A 20124-nucleotide genomic window follows, 5' to 3' on the forward strand; every position below is an offset into this window, starting at 1 on the left:
CGATCCGGGTTAGTTCGAAGCGGCGGAGGCCGGCGCTTCAGCCTTGGCCGGCGCCGCGCCGAAGTACTTCGCGTAGATCTGATCGTAGGTGCCGTCGGCCTTGATCGCGGCCAGGCCCTGGTTGATCTTCTCGAGCAGGGCGGTGTTGCCCTTCTTCACGGCGATGCCGTAATGCTCGGGCGCGAACTCCTTGTCGCTGATGGTCTTGAACTTGGCGCCCGGGTTGTTGGCGACGTGGTGGATCACGACGCCGTTGTCGGCGACGACCGCGTCGACACCGCCCGATTCCAGTTCCTTCAGCGCCAGCGGCGTGGACTCGAAGCGCTTGATGTTGGTGTTGGTCTTGCCCAGCAGCTTGGTGGTCGCTTCGTCGCCGGTCGTGCCGGTCTGCACGCCCACCTTCAGCTTCTTCAGGTCGGCGAACTTGGCGACCTTGCTGTTGTCGCGCACGGCGATCAGCTGGGCGGCGTCGAAATACGGCTCGCTGAAGTCCAGCGTCTGCTTGCGCTCGTCGGTGATCGTGACGGCCGAGACGACGATGTCGCGGTCACCCTGGCCGAGCGCGTTGAAGATGCCTTCCCACGGCGTGTTGATGAACTTGACCTCGAAGCCGGCCTTGGCGGCGATGGCCTTCAGCACGTCGATGTCGAAGCCGACGATCTCGCCCTTCTCGTCCTGGCTCTCGAACGGAGCGTAGGCGGCGTCGGTGCCGACCGCATAGACGGTGGGCGCCGGGGCCGGAGCCGGGGCCGAGGCCGCCGGGGCCACCGGAGCCGGCTCCTCCTTCTTGCCGCAGGCGGCGAGCACGATGCCGGCCGCGAGAACCGCGGCCGTCTGCAGGAAGCGACGGGTCGTAATCTGGGTCATGGGGTTGGGACAGGAAGGGTTGAGGCCCGCGAAGTGTACTCGTGGGTCCGCTGCTTTTTTCAGCACGAAGCGCGGTCCAGGTCAAGGGCGGCGCGCGATGTCCTGAGGCAGTCGGGTCCACGGGAGCTCGGCCGGGTCGGCGGGCATCGGACCCGGCGCGAGCGCGACGATGATGCGCGAGGCGATCGCCGTGAACGCGGCGCGGAAATGCACCGAGCTCTTCAGGACAAGCAATTTCAGCGCCCGGGGCTCGACGCCGAGGAAGCGGCACAGCGCCTCGTCGAGCAGCTGGCCCTTGCCGCTGGTGACGAGCACGCGCACGCCGTCGATCTCCAGGCAGGCGCTGGGCCCCAGGTGCACGGTGTTGCCGGCGCTCATCGGCCCGTGCAGCGCGACCTCGCCGTCGTGCAGCGCGAGCACGGTGGCGCTGGCCTGCAGCGGCGGCTCGCTGTCGCGCCCGTCGGCGCAGCGCACGCTGCGGCCCAGCGTCAGCGCAAGCGTCGCGCCGAGGCCGGCGGCGTGCGCGGCACGCGCCGCCTCGGGGTCGTGCATCAGTCCGAGCGCCACCGCACCGGGAAAGCGCCGCCCGGCACCGGCATCGAGCAGCGCGCGCAGCAGACCGGTGGTGTTGGCGTCGGCGCCGGCCCCGGGGTTGTCCTGGGTGTCGGCGATGACCAGCGGCCGCTCGGCGTGGCGCGCGGCGCGCAGCGCCTGGGCGACCGCTTCGGCGGCGTCGGGCAGCGAGACGGCGAAGTCCTCGCGCGCGTCGATCAGGTTCTCGGCCAGCGCCATCACGTTGGCCTCGACGGCCTCGGCGTCGCGGCCGTGGCCGAAGACCACCGGCCCGCATTCGGGCACGTCGGCGGCCGGGAAGCCGAAAGCCAGGCCGAGGTGCACGCCGCTCTGGGCCTCCAGCGTCGCCAGGTCGGCCATCACGCCGGCGGCCGGGTCGACGAGCGTGCACTGGGCGTTGATCGGCAGCAGGAAGGGCAGGCGCCGCGAACGCGTGACGAAGGCGCCGCCGGAGACACGTTCGGCAAGCAGCCCGGCGGCACGCGCGCCGGTCTCGGCCATGTCGACGTGCGGATAGGTGCGGAACACCGTCAGCGCGTCGGCGTGGCGCAGCAGCCGGGCGCCGACGTTGGCGTGCAGGTCCAGGCTGGCGACCAGCGGCAGCGTCGGGCCGACGACGGCGCGCAGGCGTTCGAGCAACTCGCCTTCGCAGTCGTCGACGTGCTCGGCGACCGCGGCGCCGTGCAGGTCCAGGTAGACGGCGTCGAAGCCGCCCTGGCGCGCGTCCTCCAGCAGCATCGCGGCGATGTGCTCGAAGGCCTCGCGCGTGACCTGGGCCGAAGGCGAGGCGCCGGCCCAGATCGACGGCACGAGCGTCCAGCCGCGCTCGTGCGCGTCGGCGATGAAGCCGGCCATCGGCAGCGAGGTCGGTGCCAGGCGCTCGAGCATCGCCGCGCCGCGCGTGAACTCGGGGAAGGCGTCGCCTGCGAGGAAGGCCGGCCAGTCGGCTTTCGTCGGCGCGAAGGTGTTGGTCTCGTGCTGGAAACCGGCGACGAAGACTCGCATCAGCGGCCGGCCTCCAGCGCCGCGAGTTCGGCCTCGTCGAAGCCGGCGGCGCGCCGGGCCGCGGTGTTGAACGGGCCCTTGAGCCGCGGCGCGCCGTGCGTCGCCGCCAGCCGGGCGTAGGTCGCCAGCGGTTCCAGACCGTCGCGTGCACAGAGCCAGCGGTACCAGCGGTTGCCGATCGCGACGTGGCCGATCTCCTCGGCGAGGATCACGTCGAGGATCTCGACGGCGCGTGCATCGCCGGCCTGGGCCAGCCGCGCCTGCATGCCCGGCGTCACGTCCAGCCCGCGCGCTTCCAGCGTGCGCGGCACCAGCGCCATGCGCGCCAGCGGGTCGGCGGCGGTCTTCTCGGCCATCGCCCACAAGCCGTCGTGGGCGTCGAAGTCGCCATAGGCGTGGCCCAGCGTCGCCAGGTGCCCGGCCAGCAGGCGGAAGTGGCGCGCCTCCTCGGCGGCCACACGCAGCCAGTCGCGGTAGAAGTCCTCGGGCAGGCCGGCGAAGCGCCAGCAGGCGTCGAGCGCGAGGTTGATGGCGTTGAACTCGATGTGCGCGATGGCGTGCAGCAGGGCCGCACGGCCTTCGGGCGTGAACGGGGAACGCTGCGGCACCTGCGCCGGCGGCACGAGCCGCGGCCGCGGCGGGCGGCCGGGCAGGGCGGCCGGCGGCTGCAGCGCGGCCAGCGGGTCGACCTGCGGCGCGGCGGCGTGCAGCGCCAGCGCCGCCGCGGCCTTGGCCTCGGGGTCGGCGAGCGCCAAGGCCCGCAGCGCGTCGGATCGCAGCTCCATCCTTAAAATTATCCCCTTTGCCTGGAGTGCCGCCGTGGCCATCTACCGCCTCGGGGACGCCGTCCCCCGCATCGATGCGACGGCCTGGGTGGCCGAGACGGCCACCGTGATCGGCCGTGTCGCGCTGGAGCCTGGCGCCAGCGTCTGGTACGGCGCCGTGCTGCGCGGCGACAACGACTGGATCACGGTCGGCCGCGACAGCAACGTGCAGGACGGCAGCGTGCTGCACACCGACGCCGGCATCCCGCTGGCGATCGGCGAACGCGTGACGATCGGCCACAAGGTCGTGCTGCACGGCTGCACGATCGGCGACGGTTCGCTGGTCGGCATGGGTGCGGTGCTGCTCAACGGCGCGCGCATCGGCGCCGGCTGCATCGTCGGCGCCGGCGCGCTGGTCACCGAAGGCAAGGAGTTTCCGGACGGCTCGCTGATCGTCGGCGCGCCGGCCAAGGTGGTGCGCACGCTGACGCCGGAACAATCGGCCCGGCTGGCGCTGTCCGCCGTGCATTACGTGAACAACGCGGCTCGCCACCGCGACCAACTGGAGCGAATCGGCTGATGTCCGACCTGACCAAATTCCTTTTCGAAGGCCTGCCGGTGCGCGGCATGCTCGTGCGCCTGGGTGAAGGCTGGCGCGAGATGCTGGCGCGGCGCCAGGCCGCCGGCGGCTACCCGCGCCCGGTGCGCGAGCTGCTCGGCGAGATGTCGGCCGCGGCGGTGCTGATGCAGGCCAACATCAAGTTCAACGGCGCGCTGGTGCTGCAGATCTCGGGCGACGGGCCGGTCAAGCTGGCGGTCGCCGAGGTCCAGCCGGACCTGGCGTTCCGCGCCACCGCGACGCTCACCGGCGAGATCACCGACGACGCCCGCCTGGAGGCGCTGGTCAACGTGCACGGCCAGGGCCGCTGCGCGATCACGCTGGACCCCAAGGACCGCCTGCCGGGCCAGCAGCCCTACCAGGGCGTCGTGCCGCTGCACGGCGACCGGCGCGAGCCGCTGCAGAACGTCTCCGAGGTGCTGGAGCACTACATGCTGCAGTCCGAGCAGCTCGACACCAAGCTCGTGCTCGCCGCCGACGACATGACCGCCGCCGGCCTGCTGATCCAGCGCCTGCCGGTCGAAGGCGAGCTCAACCTCGCCGGCAAGCGCAACGAGGACGACATCGGCCTCAGCGAAGCCTTCGAGCGTGTCGCGATGCTCGCCGCCACACTGACGCGCGAGGAGCTGCTGGAACTGCCGCCCGAGCGCATCCTGCACCGCCTGTTCTGGGAGGAGACGCTGCGCGTCTTCGAGCCGATGACGCCGCGCTTCGCCTGCACCTGCTCGCGCGAGCGCGTCGGCGAGATGCTGAAGACCCTGGGCCGCGAGGAGAGCGTCTCGCTGATCGAGGAGCGCGGCGAGGTCGAGGTCGGCTGCCAGTTCTGCGGCCAGCACTACCGTTTCGACGCCGTCGACGTCGGCGAGATGTTCACGCCGCAGCGCGACCAGCCGCCGTCTTCCGGCACGATGCAGTAGGCGCCTGCGCCTCAGCCGCGGCGTGCGGCGTGCTCGCAGGCCGGGTCGTCGCAGAGTTCGCAGCGCCAGGGGCGGTCGGCCGCGTCGCGGCCGGCCAGTCGTGTGAACAGCCCGCGCCGCGGTGCGCTGCGCTCGCGCAGCAGCGGTGCGAGCGCGTCGAGCGCGTTCTCCAGCCGCTCGTCGCCGTCGCCGCAGACCAGCGCCCAGGCCACGCCGTGCCGGGCGAGCAGTTCGCGGATCGTCGCATCGACCGGTGCGCGCACCTGCGGGCCGTCACGCTGCAGGCCGTCAGGTACCCAGGGCAGGTCCAGCGCGGTGAGCAGCGTCGCGGCGCAGCGCTCGCGCTGCCAGGCGCAGGCTTCGGCGTCCAGCGTGTCGTCGGCGAACAGCAGCCGGCTGTAGACCGCGGTCATCAGCGGCGTCGTGTCGGCGACGACGACGTCGGCGCCGGCGGCCGCGGCCTCGATCGCGTCGCGCTGGGCGCTTGCGATCGCCGCCTGCTCGTCGGCGCGCGGCGTGCGCCCGCGGGCCTCGCACCAGATGCGCAGCTGCTCGGGCACCCAGGTGCAGACGAGGCCGGTCTCGGCCTCGATGCGGGCGGCCAGCGTCTGCGCGAGCACCGTCTTTCCGGTGCTCTCGGCGCCGACGATGGCGAGGATCAGCGCTTCAGCGGCCACGGTGTTCCTGCGCCAGCTGTGCCCAGGCGCGCCAGCCGAAGGCGGCCATCACCGCGAACACCGCGTACAGGACCACGGTGAGCCACAGCCCCTTGAAGCCGAAGAGCGCGATGCTGACCGCGTTGACGGCGATCCACACCGGCCAGTTCTCGACCAGCTTGCGGCCCAGCAGCAGCTGGCCGGCGACGCTGCCGACGGTCGGCAAGGCGTCCAGCCAGGGCACGTCGCTGTCGGTCGCCAGGTCCAGCAGCAGCGCCAGCGCTGGCCAGGCCAGCGCCGTGGCCAGCAGCGCGCGCTGGCGCGCGGCCGGCGTCAGCCGGTGCACGACCAGCGGCTGGCCGTCGTCGCCGCGGCCACGCAGCCATTGCCACCAGCCCCAGAAGGCCACGGCGATGAAGAAGAACTGCAGCGTCGCTTCGCCGTAGAGCCGGCTGTCGGCGAAGAGCAGGGCGTACAGCAGCGAACTGGCGATCGCCAGCGGCCAGGCCAGCGGGTTCACGCGCAGGTTGCACAGCACCATCCAGACCCCGAGCGCGAAGGCGACGAGCTCCAGCCAGGTCACCGGGCTGCCCAGCAGCGTGAAGGCCACGCGCAGCAGCGGCTGCGCGGGCGCGAGGACCGCTTCGATCACGTCCGGGACCGTCTCAGCGCCGGGGCGGCGCCACCTGCACCAGGATCTCGTCGGGCTTGACCATGCCGAGTTCGGCGCGTGCCTTCTCCTCGACCATCTCCAGCCCTTCCTTCAGGTCGCTGACCTCGGCTTCCAGGCGCTCGTTGCGTTCACGCGCCCGGTCGTTGGCCGCCTGCTGGGCGGCCAACTGGGTGCGCAGGCTCATCGTGTAGGGAACGCTCGAGCGGCCGAACCAGAGGTCGGCCTGCACGGCGGCGAGCAGCCCCGCCAGCACGAAGCTGAGCCAGCGCAAGGCTCAGCGAAGGTTGTAGAACGCCGAGCGACCCGGGAACGAGGCGATCTCGCCCAGGTCTTCCTCGATGCGCAGCAGCTGGTTGTACTTGGCGATGCGGTCGCTGCGCGACATCGAGCCGGTCTTAATCTGGCCGGCGTTGGTGCCCACGGCGATGTCGGCGATTGTCGAGTCCTCGGTCTCGCCCGAACGGTGGCTGATGACGGCGGTGTAGCCCGCGCGCTTGGCCATCTCGATGGCGGCGAAGGTTTCGCTCAGCGTGCCGATCTGGTTGATCTTGATGAGGATGGAGTTGGCGATGCCCTTGCGGATGCCTTCCTCGAGGATCTTGGTGTTGGTGACGAACAGGTCGTCGCCGACGAGCTGCAGCTTGTCGCCCAGGCGCTCGGTCAGCAGCTTCCAGCCGTCCCAGTCGCCTTCGTGCATGCCGTCTTCGATCGAGATGATCGGGTACTTGTCGGCCCAGGTGGCGAGCATGTCGGTCCACTCGCCGGCCGACAGCACCAGGCCTTCGCCGTCGAGGTGGTACTTGCCGTCCTTGTAGAACTCGCTGGCGGCGCAGTCCAGGCCCAGCGCGATCTGCTCGCCCGGGGTGTAGCCGGCCTTGTCGATGGCTTCCAGGATCAGCTGGATCGCGGCCTCGTGGTTGGCGACGTTGGGCGCGAAGCCGCCTTCGTCGCCGACCGAGGTCGGCATGCCCTTGGCGTCGATGATCTTCTTCAGCGCGTGGAAGACCTCGGCGCCGTAGCGGATGGCTTCACGGAAGGTCGGCGCGCCGACCGGCAGGATCATGAACTCCTGCAGGTCGAGGTTGTTGTTGGCGTGCGCGCCGCCGTTGATGACGTTCATCATCGGCACCGGCAGGCTCATGCGGCCCATGCCGCCGAAGTAGCGGTACAGCGGCAGGCCCGATTCCTCGGCCGCGGCACGCGCCACGGCCATGCTGACGGCCAGCGTCGCGTTGGCGCCCAGGCGGCTCTTGTTCTCGGTGCCGTCCAGGTCGATCAGGGTCTTGTCCAGGAAGGCCTGCTCGCTGGCGTCCAGGCCCAGCACGGCTTCGCTGATCTCGGTGTTGATGTGCTCGACGGCGCGCAGCACGCCCTTGCCGAGGTAACGGCTCTTGTCGCCGTCACGCAGCTCGATCGCCTCGCGGCTGCCGGTGGACGCGCCCGAGGGCACGGCCGCACGGCCCATCGTGCCGCTTTCCAGCAGCACGTCGCATTCGACGGTGGGGTTGCCGCGGCTGTCGAGAATCTCTCGGCCGACGATATCGACGATCGCACTCACGGTGGCTGCCTTTCTTTTCTGATGGAGGTTTGTCGTGCTCAGACCGGGGCGTCAACGCCTTCGACGAGCACCATGTTGAAGTAGTCTGTCGCGTCCTGACGGTGGACACGCGCGGCACGATACATCTGGCCGTCGTAGAAGGACTTGGCCGCCTCGTAGCTGGGGAAACGCAGCATCGCCACGCGCGCCGGGTTCCAGTCGCCTTCGAGGCACTCGTGGCGGCCGCCGCGCACGAGGTATTCGCCTCCCGCAGCCTTCACCGCCGCCGGCGCCTCGGCCATGTACTGCTTGTAGCGCTCGGGGTCGCTGATCTTCATCTCGACCAGCAGGTAGGCGGGGGCGGTCATCGCCGGGCTCAGCAGCTGAAGTCGTTCTCGAGCAGCGGCTGCTGCTTGACGACGCGGTCGATGGCGACGAGCTGTTCCAGCAGCGCCTTCATGTGCTTCAGCGGCACCGCGTTCGGGCCGTCGGACATCGCGTTGGCCGGGTCCGGGTGCGTCTCCATGAAGAGCCCCGCGACGCCGACGCCGACCGCCGCGCGCGACAGCACCGGCACGAACTCGCGCTGGCCGCCCGAGCTGGTGCCCTGGCCGCCCGGCAGCTGCACGCTGTGCGTGGCGTCGAAGACCACCGGCGCGCCGGTCTCGCGCATGATCGCCAGGCTGCGCATGTCGGAGACGAGGTTGTTGTAGCCGAAGCTCGCGCCGCGTTCGCAGACGGTGAACAGGTCCTCGGCCAGGCCTTTCTCGCGCGCTGCGGCGCGGGCCTTGTCGATGACGTTCTTCATGTCGTGCGGAGCGAGGAACTGGCCCTTCTTGATGTTCACCGGCTTGCCGCACTGGGCGACGGCGCGGATGAAATCGGTCTGGCGGCACAGGAAAGCCGGCGTCTGCAGCATGTCGACCGCGGCCGCCACCAGCGGCACCTCGGCTTCGGTGTGCACGTCGGTCAGCACCGGCACGCCGATCTCGCGGCGCACCTTGGCCAGGATCTCCAGCCCGCGCTCCATGCCCGGGCCGCGGAAGGAGCTGCCGCTGGAGCGGTTGGCCTTGTCGTAGCTAGACTTGAAGATGAACGGGATGCCCAGCGCCGAGGTGATCTCCTTCAGCCGCCCGGCGACGTCCATCTGCAGCTGCTCGCTTTCGACGACGCAGGGGCCGGAGATCAGGAAGAACGGCCGGTCGAGGCCGACGTCGTAACCGCAGAGCTTCATGCGACGGCCTTACGGACGGGTTCGGCGCGGCGCGCCTGGTGTTCCAGCGCCGCCTTGACGTAGCTGGAGAAGAGCGGGTGCCCGCCCCAGGGCGTGCTCTTGAACTCGGGGTGGAACTGCACGCCCATGAACCACGGGTGCTGCGACTGCGGCAGTTCGACGATCTCGGTGAGCTGCTCGCGCTGGGTCAGCGCGCTGATGACGAGGCCGGCGGCCTGCAGCTGGTCGAGATAGTTGACGTTGGCTTCGTAGCGGTGGCGGTGGCGTTCGGTGACGACCGGGCCGTAGATCTGGTAGGCCAGCGTGCCCGGCTTGACGTCCGAGCTCTGCGCGCCCAGGCGCATCGTGCCGCCAAGGTCGGAGCTGGCGCTGCGCTTCTGGATCGAGCCGTCGCGGTCCTGCCATTCCTCGATCAGGGCGATCACCGGGTGGGCGGTCTGCGGCTCGAACTCGGTGCTGTTGGCGTCGGTCAGGCCGGCGACGTGGCGCGCGTACTCGATCGTCGCGACCTGCATGCCCAGGCAGATGCCGAGGTAGGGCAGGCGGTGCTCGCGGGCGAACTTGGCGGCCAGGATCTTGCCCTCGATGCCACGCTTGCCGAAGCCGCCCGGCACCAGGATCGCGTCGTACTGCGCGAGCTGCGAGACGTTGTGCTCGTCCAGCGTCTCGGCATCGACGTACTCGATGTCGACCTTGGCGTGGTTGTGGATGCCGGCGTGGCGCAGCGCCTCGTTGAGCGACTTGTACGAGTCCGACAGGTCGGTGTACTTGCCGCACATCGCGATCGTCACGCGCGCCTGCGGGTGCTCGACTTCCTGCACCAGCGTGTCCCATCGGCGCAGGTCGGCGGGCTTGGTCAGCAGCTGCAGCTTCATGCAGATCAGCTCGTCCAGGCCCTGCTCGTGCAGTACGCGCGGCACCTTGTAGATGGTGTCGACGTCGGGCATCGAGATCACGCCGTGCTGCGGCACGTTGGTGAACAGGCTGATCTTCTCGCGCTCGTCGTCGGGGATGCGGCGGTCGGCGCGGCACAGCAGCGCGTCGGGCTGGATGCCGATCTCGCGCAGCTTCTGGACCGTGTGCTGCGTCGGCTTGGTCTTCAGTTCGCCGGCGGCGGCGATCCAGGGCACGTAGGTCAGGTGCACGAAGGCGGTGTTCGCCGGGCCGAGCTTCAGGCTCAGCTGGCGCACGGCTTCGAGGAAGGGCAGCGACTCGATGTCGCCGACCGTGCCGCCGATCTCGACGATCGCGACGTCGACGTCGACCGCACCGCGGCGCACGTAGTCCTGGATCTCGTTGGTGACGTGCGGGATCACCTGCACCGTCTTGCCCAGATAGTCGCCGCGGCGCTCCTTCTCGAGCACGCTCTTGTAGATCTGGCCGGTGGTGAAGTTGTTCGTGCGCTTCATCCGGGTGGTGATGAAACGCTCGTAGTGGCCGAGATCCAGGTCGGTCTCGGCGCCGTCGTCGGTGACGAACACCTCGCCGTGCTGGAACGGGCTCATCGTGCCCGGGTCGACGTTGAGGTACGGATCCAGCTTGATCAGGGTGACCTTCAGACCTCGCGACTCGAGGATCGCCGCCAGCGAGGCTGCCGCGATTCCCTTGCCGAGGGAGGACACCACGCCGCCGGTGACGAAGACGAACTTGGTCATGTCGCGTGGGGCAGCAGCGCGTGAGCGTGCGCCCAGGTGGTAAAGCGTGATTATAGGCGGCACCCCCCGCATCGCCGGGGTGCGCCGGTGCGGCGCTCGGGCGTGCCGCTTGCCGGGGCGGCGGTGCTAGACTCCGCCCCGCTTGCATCAGGTGCCCTCTTGCACGGCAGGTGTCGGAGGGTTGAACGGGAAGCCGGTGCGCGGCGCGTCCAGGACGCGCGGCAATTCCGGCGCTGCCCCCGCAACGGTCGGCGAGGTGCGGTCAGCATTGCGGCCACTGGTCCTTCGAGGACTGGGAAGGCGCTGACGGCTTCGGTCCACGGCACACGCCGTCGGACCGGCACTCGCGAGCCCGGATACCGGCCCGATGCCAGGGATGCCGGCGTCGCGGTGGGCGGCGCGCACGAGCTTCGGCCCGCAGTCCGTTCGCGACCTCGGGGCCGAGGTCCGCTTCTGCGCGCGTGTCCACGGACGGTGGCTGCTTCATCACTGTCCGCACGGGGTGTGCGGCTGGAGGCCGTCTTGTTCGTCACCATCTTCGACCGCCGTTCCGTCGTCGCGGTCGCTTCCTGCGTTGTCGCCGCCACCGCGGCGGCGCAATCTTCCGAAACCATCGTCATCACCGGCTCGCGCGAGCCGCTGGCCGTCTCGCGTCTGGCTGCCGACGTCGTCGTGATCGACGGCGACGCGCTGCGCGCATCCAGCGCCGGCTCGCTGGCCGACCTGCTGCGTGAGCAGGCCGGCGTGCAGATCTCGCGCAATGGTGGCCCCGGTGCCGCCACCTCGGTGATGATCCGCGGCTCCTCGGGCAGCCAGACCGTCGTGCTCGTCGACGGCGTGCGCGTCGGCTCGGCGACGCTGGCCGATCCGTCGATCCAGGCGCTGCCGCTGGCGCAGATCGAACGCGTCGAGGTGCTGCGCGGCCCGGGCTCCAGCCTCTACGGTGCCGACGCCGTCGGCGGCGTGATCAACATCGTCACGCGCCGCGCCGACGCCGGCCTGCGGTTCGACGCCGCCACCGCGTTCGGCAGCCGCGGCGCACGCGAGCTGTCGGCCGGCGTCAGCGCCACGCAGGGCGCCTGGGACATCGCCGCGTCGCTGGCCCAGGAGCACGACGACGGCGGCAACGCGATGCGTCCCGGCGACCCGTACGGCAACTACAACGCCGACCACGACGGCTACACGCGCGACAGCGGCCAGGCGCGCATCGGCTTCACGCCGGCGCCGGGCCACCGCATCGGCCTGTCACTGCTGCGCAGCCGCCTGGAAACGCAGATCGACAGCACCGAGTACGCGCCGCCGACCTACGCCCCCGACAACACGCCCGACTTCCGCGACAAGCTCGACGTCGACGCCACAGCGCTCGACTGGCGCGGCACGCTCGCGCCGGGCCTGGTCGCGACGATGCGCCTGGACCGGGCGGTCGACGACTCGCGCAGCGGCAAGGCCGTCGTCGATCGCTACCGCACGACGCGCGACCACGCGCTGGCCCAGATCGCCTGGGAGACCGGCGTCGCCGGCCAGCTGGTCGCCGCCATCGAACGCCTGGAAGAGAAGGCCAAGACCAACAGCTACCGCGGCGACCGCGACACCGACATCGGCGTGCTGTCCTGGACAGGCACCGCCGGCCGCTTCTCCTGGCAGGCCGACCTGCGCCGCGACGACAGTTCCGACTACGGTGCCGAGACCACCGGCCGCCTGGGCGCCAGCTTCGCCCTGACGCCGGCATGGCGGCTGCGCGCGCTGGCCGGCAACAGCTTCCGCGCGCCGTCGTTCAACGACCTGCTGTATCCCGGCTACGGCGTCGCGGACATCAAGCCCGAACGCGGCCGCAGCGTCGAGTTCGGCGTCGAGTGGGCCGCCGACGGCGACCGCGCCGGCCTGACGGTGTTCCACAACAAGGTCAAGAACCTGATCGGCTACCAGCCCGACCGCAGCTTCTGCCCCGAGGACCCGGCCTACAACTACGGCTGTGCCGGCAACGTCTCGCGCGCCCGGCTGCAGGGCGCGACGCTGTCGGGCGCCAAGGCGCTGGGCGACTGGTCGCTGCGCGCTCAGGTCGACTTCCTCGACGCCAAGAACGAGGACACCGGTGCCCGCCTGGCGCGCCGCGCGGCGCACCAGGAGACGCTGGGTGTCGACTGGCGCCACGACGTCTGGAGCGCCGGTGCCAGCCTGCTGCGCGTCGGCGCACGGCCGGACAGCCGCGAACTCGGCGCCGAGACCACGCTGGACCTGAAGGCCGGCTGGCGCTTCGCCAAGGGCTGGACGCTGGAGAGCCGGCTGCTGAACGCGACCGACGAGGACCTCGAGCCCTCGGCCTACTACCGCGGCCCGGCGCGCCAGTTCTGGCTGGGCCTGCGTTACGAAGGCGGCGTCTGACGCTGCACGAAAGGGGCGAACGATGCACGAGCTGATCCTCGGCGGCGCCAAGAGCGGCAAGTCGCGCTGCGCCGAAGGGCGCGCCGCGCACTGGCTCGCGCTGCCGGGACACAGCGCCGTGCTCGTCGCCACCGCGCTGGCCGGTGACGACGAGATGCGCGTGCGCATCGAGCGCCACCGGGCCGACCGCGCCGCGCGCGTGCCGGCGCTGGCCACGCGCGAGGCGCCGCGCGCCCTGGCCGCGGCGCTGCGCGAGGAGTCGCAGCCCGGCCGCCTGGTCGTCGTCGACTGCCTGACGCTGTGGCTCACCGGCCTGCTGATGCCGCTCGAAGGCGCTCCGCTCGACGATGCCGATGCCGAGGTCGACGCGCTGCTTGCGGCGCTGAAGGCCGCGCGTGGCCCGGTCGTGCTCGTGTCCAACGAGATCGGCCTGGGCGTGATGCCGATGTCGCGCGAGGCGCGGCGCTTCGTCGACGAACTCGGCCGGCTGCACCAGCGTGTGGGCGCCGAGTGCGCGCGCGTGACGATGATGGTCGCCGGGCTGGAGCTGCCGCTGAAGGGGCCGCGATGAGCGCGATGAGGCTGTTGCGACGCCTGGCCGGGCTGCTGGCGCTGTGCGCCGGCGTCGCGGCGGCCGCCGAGCCGGTGCGCGACGACCGCGGCGTCGCCTGGCAGGGCGGGCCGCCGCGGCGCATCGTCAGCCTGCTGCCTTCGCTGACCGAGACCGTCTGCGCGCTAGGCGCCTGCGATCGTCTGGTCGGCGTCGATCGTTTCTCCGACTGGCCGGCGCAGGTCAACACGCTGCCGCGCCTGGGCGGGCTGGACGACGCCAGCGTCGAGCGCATCGTCGCGCTGCGGCCCGACGTCGTGCTCGCCGCGCGCTCGGCGCGGGTCGCCGAACGTTTCGAGGCCCTGGGTCTGAAGGTGCTGGTCTTCGACTCGGACAATCACGCCCAGGTGCGACACTCGACCGAGGCCCTGGCGCGCGTGCTGGGCCAGCCGCAGCGCGCGGCCCAGCTCTGGGCCGCGATCCACCGCGACGAAACGGCGGCCGCGGCGCGCATCCCGCCGCGGCTGCGTGGGCGCAGCGTCTATTTCGAGGTCGACTCGACGCCTTACGCTGCCGGCACCACCTCGTTCATCGGCGAGACGCTGCAGCGCCTTGGGCTGCGCAACGTCGTGCCGGCCGAATACGGCGCCTTCCCGCGCCTGAACCCCGAGTTCCTGGTGCGCCGTTCGCCCGACCTCGTGATGGCGATGGACCGCGAACTGGCGACGATGGCCGCGCGCCCCGGCTGGCACACGCTGCGCGCGCTGAAAGACGGCCAGACCTGCGGCTTCGAGTCCGAGCGTTACGTGCTGCTGATCCGGCCCGGCCCGCGCATGGGCGAAGCCGCGCTCGCGATCGCCGACTGCCTGGCCGGGCTGCCCGAGCGATGAACGCCGCCCTCGCGCTCGACCTGTCGCGCCGTCGCCGCCTGGTGATGGGGCTGGCCGTCGCCGCGCTGGCGCTGTCGCTGCTCGGCCTGGGCGTCGGCAGCGAAGGCTGGAGCTGGCACTGGAGCGACGCCGATTCGGCGGTGCCGATGGAGCTGATCGTCGGCCAGATCCGTGCCCCGCGCACGCTGGGTGCGCTGCTCGTCGGCGCGCTGCTCGGGCTGGCCGGCGCGATCGCGCAGGGGCTGTTCCGCAACCCGCTGGCCGATCCTTATCTGCTGGGCACCGGCTCGGGTGCTTCGCTGGCCGTGGTGCTGGTGCTGGCCGCCAGCGCTGCCGGCGGCCACGCGCTCGCGCTGGCCAACGTCGAGTGGCTGCCGCGCATCGGCCTGGTCGTCGCTGCGTTCTTCGGCGCGCTGGGCGGCGTCTCGCTGACGCTGTTGCTGGCGCGCGGCGCGCAGGAGCCGCTGCGGCTGCTGCTGTCGGGCGTCGTCGTCGGCGTCGTGCTCGGTGCCGGCAGCGACCTCGTGACGACCTGGTCGCCCGACGCGCTGCGCGGCAAGCAGAGCTTCATGCTCGGCTCCACCGGTTTCCTCGGCTGGCAGAGCGTGGCGCTGCTGGCTGCCGGCCTGGCGCTGGCGCTGCCGCCGGCCTGGCGCCTGGCGCGTGCGCTCGACGCGCTCGGCCTGGGCGAAGAAAGCGCCGCCAGCCTGGGCCTTGCGCTGCCGCGGCTGCGGCTGCTGCTCGTCGTGCTGCTGGCGCTGTGCACCGCGCTGGCGGTGTCGCAGGCCGGGCTGGTCGGTTTCGTCGGCCTCGTCTCGCCGCACCTCGTGCGCCGCTTCGCGCCGGCGCCGCAGCGTTTCATGCTGCCCGCCAGCGCCGCCGCCGGCGGCGTGCTGATGCTCGGCGCCGACATCCTGGCGCGCGGGCTGATCGCGCCGCAGGAGCTGCCGGTCGGCGTGCTGACCGCGGTGCTCGGCGGCGGCTACCTGCTGTGGCTGCTGCACAAGCGGGGCGTGCGATGAACCTGATCGCCGCCGACGTCGGCGCGCGCCTGGGCGCACGCGAGGTGCTCTCGGGCGTGAGCTGCGTGCTCGAGACCGGCTGGACGACCATCGTCGGCCCCAACGGCGCCGGCAAGTCGACGCTGCTGCGTGTGCTGGCCGGGCTGCTGCCCTACCAGCGCGGCACGGTCGAACTCGACGGCCGGCCGCTGGCCGACTGGGCGCCGCGCGAGCGCGCCGTGCGCGTGGCCTGGCTGGCGCAGGCCGGCGAAGCGAGCGCCGATCTGACGGTGCGCGACACGGTGATGCTCGGCCGCCTGCCGCACCTGGGGCTGCTGGGCACCGCCGGCGCGCGCGACGACGCCGCGGTCGACGCGGCGATGGACGCCACCGAGTGCCGCGACTGGCAGTACCGGCGGCTGCAGCAGCTGTCCGGCGGCGAGCGCCAGCGCGTGCTGCTGGCGCGGGCGCTGGCCACCGAAGCGCCGGTGCTGCTGCTCGACGAACCGACGACGCACCTTGACGCGCCGCACCAGGTGGCGCTGGCAAAGTTGTTCCGCCGGCTCGGAACTACGCACACGGTGGTCTCCGTGCTGCATGATCTGCCGTTGGCGCTGCACGCCGATCGGCTGCTGGTGCTGTGCGGCGGGCGCGTGCTCGCCCACGGCAGCCACGATGATCCGGTCGTGCACGCCGCACTCGTCGACGCCTTCGGCGGCGCGGTGCGCATCGACCGCAGCGGCGCCCGGGCCATGGCGCTGCCAGATCTGGGATAAGAGTTCGTGATGGAAAAGAAGGCTAGGGCGCTGATCGTCTGGGGTACGACGAGCGGCGCCGGGAAAAGCTGGCTGGCCACCGCTTTGTGCCGTTGGGCTGCGCGCCGCGGCGTCGACGTCGCGCCGTTCAAGGCGCAGAACATGAGCAACAACGCCCGAGTCGTGCCGGCGCTGGACGGTGGCTGGGGCGAGATCGGCGCGGCGCAGTACTTCCAGGCGCTGGCCTCGGGGCTGGCGCCGTCGGTCGAGCACAACCCGGTGCTGCTCAAGCCCGAGCGCGACACCGCCAGCCAGGTGCTGCTGCACGGGCGTGTCGAACCGGGGCTGTCGCGTGCCGGCTGGCGCGAGCGCAGCGAGCTGCTGGCCGCCACCGCGCGCGACAGCCTGGAGCGGCTGCAGCGCCGCCACGAGCTGCTGATCATCGAAGGCGCCGGCTCGCCGGCCGAGATCAACCTCGCGCCGCACGACTACGTCAATCTGCAGACCGCACGCTGGGCCGAGGCCCGGGCGCTCCTCGTCAGCGACATCGACCGCGGCGGCTCCTTCGCCCACCTGTACGGCACCTGGGCGCTGCTGCCCGACGACCTGAAACCGCAGCTGCAGGGCTTCGTGCTGAACCGCTTCCGCGGCGACCCGGCGCTGCTGGCGCCGGCGCCGCAGCAGCTGGAAGAGCGCACCGGCGTGCCGACGCTGGCCGTCGTGCCGATGTGGCGCGACCACGGACTGCCCGAGGAAGACGGCATGCTCGACGAAGCGCCGATCGGCCGCGGCCCGGCGCGCCGGCGCATCGCCATCGTCGCCTACCCGCACATCAGCAACCTCGACGAGTTCCAGCCGCTGGCGCGCGTCGAGGGCCTGCGCCTGATCTGGGCGCGCGACGCGGCGGCGCTCGAAGGCGTGGACTGCATCATCCTGCCCGGCTCCAAGCAGGTCAGCGGCGACCTCGCCTGGCTGCGCGCCCGCGGCCTGGACGCGGCCATCGCCCGCCACGCCGCCGCCGGCGGCCCGGTGATCGGCGTCTGCGGCGGGTTGCAGATGCTGGGCCAGACGCTGGCCGACCCCGAGGGCCACGACGGCGACGTCGGCTTCTCGGCGCCCGGCCTGGGTCTGCTGCCGCTGGCCACCGGCTTCGTCGCCGACAAGCACGTGCAGCCGGCGCGCGTGTGTTTCGGCGCCACCGACGGCGCCTGGCACGCGCTGTCCGGCGTCGAGGCCGCCGGCTACGAGATTCACTGCGGCCGCACCGTGGCGCTGTCCGACGCCGCGCGGCCGGTGCTGCACGACCCCGCCGGCCTGGTGATCGGCTGGCAGCGCGGCAACGTGCTGGGCGTCTACGCCCACGGCCTGTTCGAGTCGCCGAACGTGCTCCACGCGCTGTACGGCGACACCGTGCCGACGCTGCAGAGCGTCTTCGAAGGCCTGGCCGACCACGTCGAGGCGGCGTTCACGCCCGGCACGCTGGAGCGCCTGCTGCTCGCTTGAACCCAGCGGCGCCGTGGCCTTGCAGGGCGGCCGGCGCCGTGTTTCGTGTCCTGCGTCACCCGGCGGCGACCGTCCGCCGGAGCTTCCATCGTCGTGCCGCTTCGGCGGCCAGTGCTCCATGAACTTCTCCGTCCCCGACTTCCAAGACCCCCAACTCGCCGCGCGCGTGCAGCACCGGCTCGACCAGAAGACCAAGCCGCAGGGCTCGCTCGGCCGCATCGAGGCCGTCGCGCTGCAGATGGCGCTGGTGCAGGGGCGCGAGAACCCGCGGCTCGACGCGCCGCAGATGGTCATCTTCGCCGGTGACCACGGCATCGCCGCGCAAGGCGTCTCGGCCTTCCCGCAGGAAGTGACGGTGCAGATGGTGCACAACATGCTGGCCGGCGGCGCCGCGATCTCGGTGCTGGCGCGCCAGCACGGCCTGGCGCTGACGGTGCTGGACTGCGGCGTGAAGGAAGACTTCGCGCCGGCGCCCGGCCTGGTCGCCGCCAAGTGCTGCCGCGGCAGCGCCGACAGCACGCAGACCCAGGCCCTCAGCGACGCCGAGTGCGAAGCCGCGATCGCCAACGGCGCGGCCTTCGTGCGCGACCTGCCGGGCAACGTGCTGATGCTCGGCGAGATGGGCATCGCCAACACCTCGCCGGCGGCGCTGCTGATGGCGCGCCTGACCGGGCTGTCGATCGAGCAGTGCGCCGGCCGCGGCACCGGCCTGGACCCGGCCGGCGTCGCCCACAAGGCGGCCGTGCTGCAGCGCGCGCTGGACCGCCACCCCGACGCGAAGACGCCGATGGCGGCGCTGGCCGCGCTCGGCGGCCCGGAGATCGCGACCATGGTCGGCGCCGTGCTGCAGGCCGCGGCGCTGCGCCGCCTGATCGTCGTCGACGGCTTCATCACCACCTCGGCGGTGGCGGTGGCCGCGGCGATCGAGCCGCGCGTGCTCGGCGCCTGCGTGTTCTCGCACGGCTCTGCCGAGAACGGCCACGGCCGCTGGCTGTCGCTGCTGGGCGTGCGCCCGCTCGTCGACCTGGGCCTGCGCCTGGGCGAAGGCTCGGGCGCGGCGCTGGCCTGGCCGCTGATCAAGTCGGCCGAGCTGATCCTGGCCGAGATGGCGAGCTTCGAGTCGGCGCAGGTCAGCAGTGCTGCATGAGCTGAGGCTGTTCTTCGTCGCGCTTCAGTTCATGACGCGCGTGCCGGTGCCGGCCTGGGTGGGCTGGCGGCCGGAGCTGATGCACGCCAGCTCGCGCTACTACCCGGCCGTCGGCCTGGTGGTCGGCGGCTTCGGCGCCGCGGTGCTGTGGTTCGCGGCACCGCTGTGGCCGGCGCCGGTGGCCGTCGGGCTGTCGATGGCGGCCACGGTCTGGATGACCGGCGCCTTCCACGAGGACGGCCTGGCCGACACCTTCGACGCGCTGGGCGGCGCGGTGAGCCGCGAGAAGGCGCTCACGATCATGAAGGACTCGCGCATCGGCAGCTACGGCGCCTGCGGGCTGGTGGCCGTGCTCGGCCTGAAGGCCGCGGCGCTGCACGGGCTGGCGACACGCGACTTCCTCGCCACGCTGGCCATCCTGCCGCTGGCGCACGCCTGGTCGCGTGCGGTGCCGGTGCTGATGCTGCGCCTGCTCAGCTACGCCGGCGACCTGGAGCACGCCAAGTCCAAGCCGCTGGCGCAGAAGGCGAGCGTGGGCACGCTGGCGGTCGTCGTCGGCTGGTGCGCGGCGGCGGGCGCCGCGGCGGTGCTGTGGCGGCTGGACCTGGCGCACACGACGCTGGCGGCGCTGGTCGTCGGCGCGGTGACGCTGTGGATGGCGCGCTGGCTGGCGCGCCGGCTGGGCGGCTACACCGGCGACACGCTGGGCGCGGCGCAGCAGTTCGCCGAACTCGGCGTCTACCTCACCTTCCTGGCGGGCATGCAGCATGGCTGAACTCTGGGCCTGGCGACATCCGCGTGTGGCCGGCGCCGCCGGCCGCTGTCTGGGCCGCACCGACCTGCCGGTCGACCGGCGCCGCGCCAAGCGCCTGGCGCACCGCATCCGCGCCGCGGCGCGCCGTAACGGCCTGCCGCGGGCGGTGACGGTGTCGCCGCTGGCGCGCTGCCGCGAGGTCGGCCGCTGGCTGGCGCGCTGGGGCTGGCGGGTCGAGGTCGACGCCGGCCTCGCCGAACTCGACTTCGGCGCCTGGGACGGACGTCGCTGGAGCGACATCGACTGGGCCGAGGTCGAGGCCTGGCAGAACGACCTCTGGCGCTACGCGCCGGGCGGCGGCGAGACGCTGGAGGCGCTGACGGCGCGGGTGCACGGCTGGGCCGGCGCGGTGCAGGGCGTGCGCCTGGCCGTCGGCCACGCCGGCTGGCTGAACGCGCTGCGCGCCGTGCCGCGTGGTGCGACCGACTTTGCCGCGCGCGACTGGCCGACACCGCCGCGCCACGGCGAGTGCGTCGTCTGGCGCGGCTGAAAACGCAGTTCATCGGCCGCGCTCCGCACTTCGTCGCACGCGGCTCGCGGCGCCCGGGGCCGCTGCCTAGAGTTCACTCCATCGACAACGCC

21 protein-coding genes and 1 riboswitch are annotated in these 20124 nt (G+C 72.1%); of the genes, 11 read left to right on the top strand and 10 right to left on the bottom strand.

Annotated elements, in window-relative coordinates; translation table 11 throughout:
• Positions 1-9: 9 nt before the first annotated feature.
• The 3 genes from RGE_RS07325 to RGE_RS07335 all read right to left on the bottom strand — a co-directional run bounded on the left by RGE_RS07325 (position 10) and on the right by RGE_RS07335 (position 3230).
• Positions 10-867 carry a basic amino acid ABC transporter substrate-binding protein gene (locus RGE_RS07325; protein WP_014427701.1) on the bottom strand — a complete coding sequence of 286 codons (858 nt, stop codon included), beginning with the start codon at positions 865-867 and terminating at the stop codon, positions 10-12.
• A gap of 81 nt (positions 868-948) precedes the next feature.
• Complete coding sequence (locus tag RGE_RS07330; protein ID WP_014427702.1) at positions 949-2445, bottom strand: M81 family metallopeptidase; 1497 nt, start codon at positions 2443-2445, stop codon at positions 949-951.
• Positions 2445-3230, bottom strand: a complete 786-nt coding sequence (locus tag RGE_RS07335; protein WP_014427703.1) for a ferritin-like domain-containing protein — start codon at positions 3228-3230, stop codon at positions 2445-2447. Before RGE_RS07335 ends, RGE_RS07330 begins: the two co-directional genes overlap by 1 nt.
• Positions 3231-3264: 34 nt before the next feature.
• On the opposite strand from RGE_RS07335, the gene RGE_RS07340 reads away from it, so the two are divergent.
• Positions 3265-3789: a gamma carbonic anhydrase family protein gene (locus tag RGE_RS07340; protein WP_014427704.1), complete on the top strand. Its 525-nt coding sequence runs from the start codon at positions 3265-3267 to the stop codon at positions 3787-3789.
• On the top strand, positions 3789-4745 hold the full coding sequence (gene hslO, locus RGE_RS07345) for an Hsp33 family molecular chaperone HslO (protein WP_014427705.1): 957 nt from the start codon (positions 3789-3791) through the stop codon (positions 4743-4745). The genes RGE_RS07340 and hslO overlap by 1 nt, the downstream gene beginning before the upstream one ends.
• 11 nt (positions 4746-4756) lie before the next feature.
• On the opposite strand, the gene RGE_RS07350 is transcribed toward hslO, so the two are convergent.
• Genes RGE_RS07350 through RGE_RS07380 form a run of 7 tightly spaced genes read right to left on the bottom strand, consistent with a single transcriptional unit; the run spans position 4757 to position 10500 of the window.
• Positions 4757-5422 carry an AAA family ATPase gene (locus RGE_RS07350; RefSeq protein WP_014427706.1) on the bottom strand — a complete coding sequence of 222 codons (666 nt, stop codon included), beginning with the start codon at positions 5420-5422 and terminating at the stop codon, positions 4757-4759.
• Positions 5412-6053, bottom strand: a complete 642-nt coding sequence (pnuC, locus tag RGE_RS07355) for a nicotinamide riboside transporter PnuC (RefSeq protein ID WP_014427707.1) — start codon at positions 6051-6053, stop codon at positions 5412-5414. Before pnuC ends, RGE_RS07350 begins: the two co-directional genes overlap by 11 nt.
• A 13-nt stretch (positions 6054-6066) precedes the next feature.
• On the bottom strand, positions 6067-6345 hold the full coding sequence (gene ftsB / locus RGE_RS07360; protein WP_014427708.1) for a cell division protein FtsB: 279 nt from the start codon (positions 6343-6345) through the stop codon (positions 6067-6069).
• Positions 6346-6348: 3 nt separating this feature from the next.
• Positions 6349-7632: a phosphopyruvate hydratase gene (gene eno / locus RGE_RS07365; protein WP_014427709.1), complete on the bottom strand. Its 1284-nt coding sequence runs from the start codon at positions 7630-7632 to the stop codon at positions 6349-6351.
• A 38-nt stretch (positions 7633-7670) separates the two neighbouring features.
• Positions 7671-7979: a DUF1330 domain-containing protein gene (locus RGE_RS07370; protein ID WP_014427710.1), complete on the bottom strand. Its 309-nt coding sequence runs from the start codon at positions 7977-7979 to the stop codon at positions 7671-7673.
• A gap of 8 nt (positions 7980-7987) precedes the next feature.
• Positions 7988-8845, bottom strand: a complete 858-nt coding sequence (gene kdsA / locus RGE_RS07375; RefSeq protein ID WP_014427711.1) for a 3-deoxy-8-phosphooctulonate synthase — start codon at positions 8843-8845, stop codon at positions 7988-7990.
• Positions 8842-10500, bottom strand: a complete 1659-nt coding sequence (locus tag RGE_RS07380; RefSeq protein ID WP_014427712.1) for a CTP synthase — start codon at positions 10498-10500, stop codon at positions 8842-8844. The genes kdsA and RGE_RS07380 overlap by 4 nt, the downstream gene beginning before the upstream one ends.
• Before the next feature lie 132 nt (positions 10501-10632).
• A riboswitch (cobalamin riboswitch) is annotated at positions 10633-10882 on the top strand.
• Between the two features lie 140 nt (positions 10883-11022).
• Here RGE_RS07380 and RGE_RS07385 point away from each other — a divergent pair.
• The 9 genes from RGE_RS07385 to RGE_RS07425 all read left to right on the top strand — a co-directional run bounded on the left by RGE_RS07385 (position 11023) and on the right by RGE_RS07425 (position 20032).
• Entirely contained in the window at positions 11023-12882 is a 1860-nt protein-coding gene (locus tag RGE_RS07385; RefSeq protein WP_014427713.1) for a TonB-dependent receptor domain-containing protein, read from the top strand.
• 22 nt (positions 12883-12904) lie between these two features.
• Entirely contained in the window at positions 12905-13453 is a 549-nt protein-coding gene (locus RGE_RS07390) for a bifunctional adenosylcobinamide kinase/adenosylcobinamide-phosphate guanylyltransferase (RefSeq protein ID WP_014427714.1), read from the top strand.
• Positions 13450-14322, top strand: a complete 873-nt coding sequence (locus RGE_RS07395; protein WP_014427715.1) for an ABC transporter substrate-binding protein — start codon at positions 13450-13452, stop codon at positions 14320-14322. Before RGE_RS07390 ends, RGE_RS07395 begins: the two co-directional genes overlap by 4 nt.
• Complete coding sequence (locus RGE_RS07400) at positions 14319-15344, top strand: FecCD family ABC transporter permease (RefSeq protein ID WP_014427716.1); 1026 nt, start codon at positions 14319-14321, stop codon at positions 15342-15344. Before RGE_RS07395 ends, RGE_RS07400 begins: the two co-directional genes overlap by 4 nt.
• Entirely contained in the window at positions 15341-16099 is a 759-nt protein-coding gene (locus RGE_RS07405) for an ABC transporter ATP-binding protein (protein WP_014427717.1), read from the top strand. The genes RGE_RS07400 and RGE_RS07405 overlap by 4 nt, the downstream gene beginning before the upstream one ends.
• Before the next feature lie 9 nt (positions 16100-16108).
• A complete protein-coding gene (locus tag RGE_RS07410) occupies positions 16109-17581 on the top strand; it encodes a cobyric acid synthase (RefSeq protein WP_014427718.1) in 1473 nt (490 codons plus the stop codon).
• A 118-nt stretch (positions 17582-17699) separates the two neighbouring features.
• Entirely contained in the window at positions 17700-18728 is a 1029-nt protein-coding gene (cobT, locus tag RGE_RS07415; protein ID WP_014427719.1) for a nicotinate-nucleotide--dimethylbenzimidazole phosphoribosyltransferase, read from the top strand.
• Positions 18718-19503 (top strand): adenosylcobinamide-GDP ribazoletransferase, encoded by a 786-nt coding sequence (locus tag RGE_RS07420; protein WP_014427720.1) that lies wholly within the window; start codon positions 18718-18720, stop codon positions 19501-19503. Before cobT ends, RGE_RS07420 begins: the two co-directional genes overlap by 11 nt.
• The gene (locus RGE_RS07425) at positions 19496-20032 is read left to right on the top strand and encodes a histidine phosphatase family protein (protein ID WP_014427721.1); all 537 of its coding nucleotides are present in this window, start codon (positions 19496-19498) and stop codon (positions 20030-20032) included. Before RGE_RS07420 ends, RGE_RS07425 begins: the two co-directional genes overlap by 8 nt.
• Positions 20033-20124 lie beyond the last annotated feature (92 nt).

The organism is Rubrivivax gelatinosus IL144, from assembly GCF_000284255.1.
GTDB classification, from domain to species: domain Bacteria; phylum Pseudomonadota; class Gammaproteobacteria; order Burkholderiales; family Burkholderiaceae_C; genus Rubrivivax; species Rubrivivax gelatinosus_A.

Bases quoted from the DNA above. Each gene is read 5' to 3' on its own strand.
- RGE_RS07325 (WP_014427701.1), bottom strand. From the start codon at position 867: ATGACCCAGATTACGACCCGTCGCTTCCTGCAGACGGCCGCGGTTCTC.
- RGE_RS07330 (WP_014427702.1), bottom strand. From the start codon at position 2,445: ATGCGAGTCTTCGTCGCCGGTTTCCAGCACGAGACCAACACCTTCGCG.
- RGE_RS07335 (WP_014427703.1), bottom strand. From the start codon at position 3,230: ATGGAGCTGCGATCCGACGCGCTGCGGGCCTTGGCGCTCGCCGACCCC.
- hslO (WP_014427705.1), top strand. From the start codon at position 3,789: ATGTCCGACCTGACCAAATTCCTTTTCGAAGGCCTGCCGGTGCGCGGC.
- RGE_RS07370 (WP_014427710.1), bottom strand. From the start codon at position 7,979: ATGACCGCCCCCGCCTACCTGCTGGTCGAGATGAAGATCAGCGACCCC.
- kdsA (WP_014427711.1), bottom strand. From the start codon at position 8,845: ATGAAGCTCTGCGGTTACGACGTCGGCCTCGACCGGCCGTTCTTCCTG.
- RGE_RS07380 (WP_014427712.1), bottom strand. From the start codon at position 10,500: ATGACCAAGTTCGTCTTCGTCACCGGCGGCGTGGTGTCCTCCCTCGGC.
- RGE_RS07390 (WP_014427714.1), top strand. From the start codon at position 12,905: ATGCACGAGCTGATCCTCGGCGGCGCCAAGAGCGGCAAGTCGCGCTGC.
- RGE_RS07395 (WP_014427715.1), top strand. From the start codon at position 13,450: ATGAGCGCGATGAGGCTGTTGCGACGCCTGGCCGGGCTGCTGGCGCTG.
- RGE_RS07400 (WP_014427716.1), top strand. From the start codon at position 14,319: ATGAACGCCGCCCTCGCGCTCGACCTGTCGCGCCGTCGCCGCCTGGTG.
- RGE_RS07405 (WP_014427717.1), top strand. From the start codon at position 15,341: ATGAACCTGATCGCCGCCGACGTCGGCGCGCGCCTGGGCGCACGCGAG.
- RGE_RS07410 (WP_014427718.1), top strand. From the start codon at position 16,109: ATGGAAAAGAAGGCTAGGGCGCTGATCGTCTGGGGTACGACGAGCGGC.
- cobT (WP_014427719.1), top strand. From the start codon at position 17,700: ATGAACTTCTCCGTCCCCGACTTCCAAGACCCCCAACTCGCCGCGCGC.
- RGE_RS07425 (WP_014427721.1), top strand. From the start codon at position 19,496: ATGGCTGAACTCTGGGCCTGGCGACATCCGCGTGTGGCCGGCGCCGCC.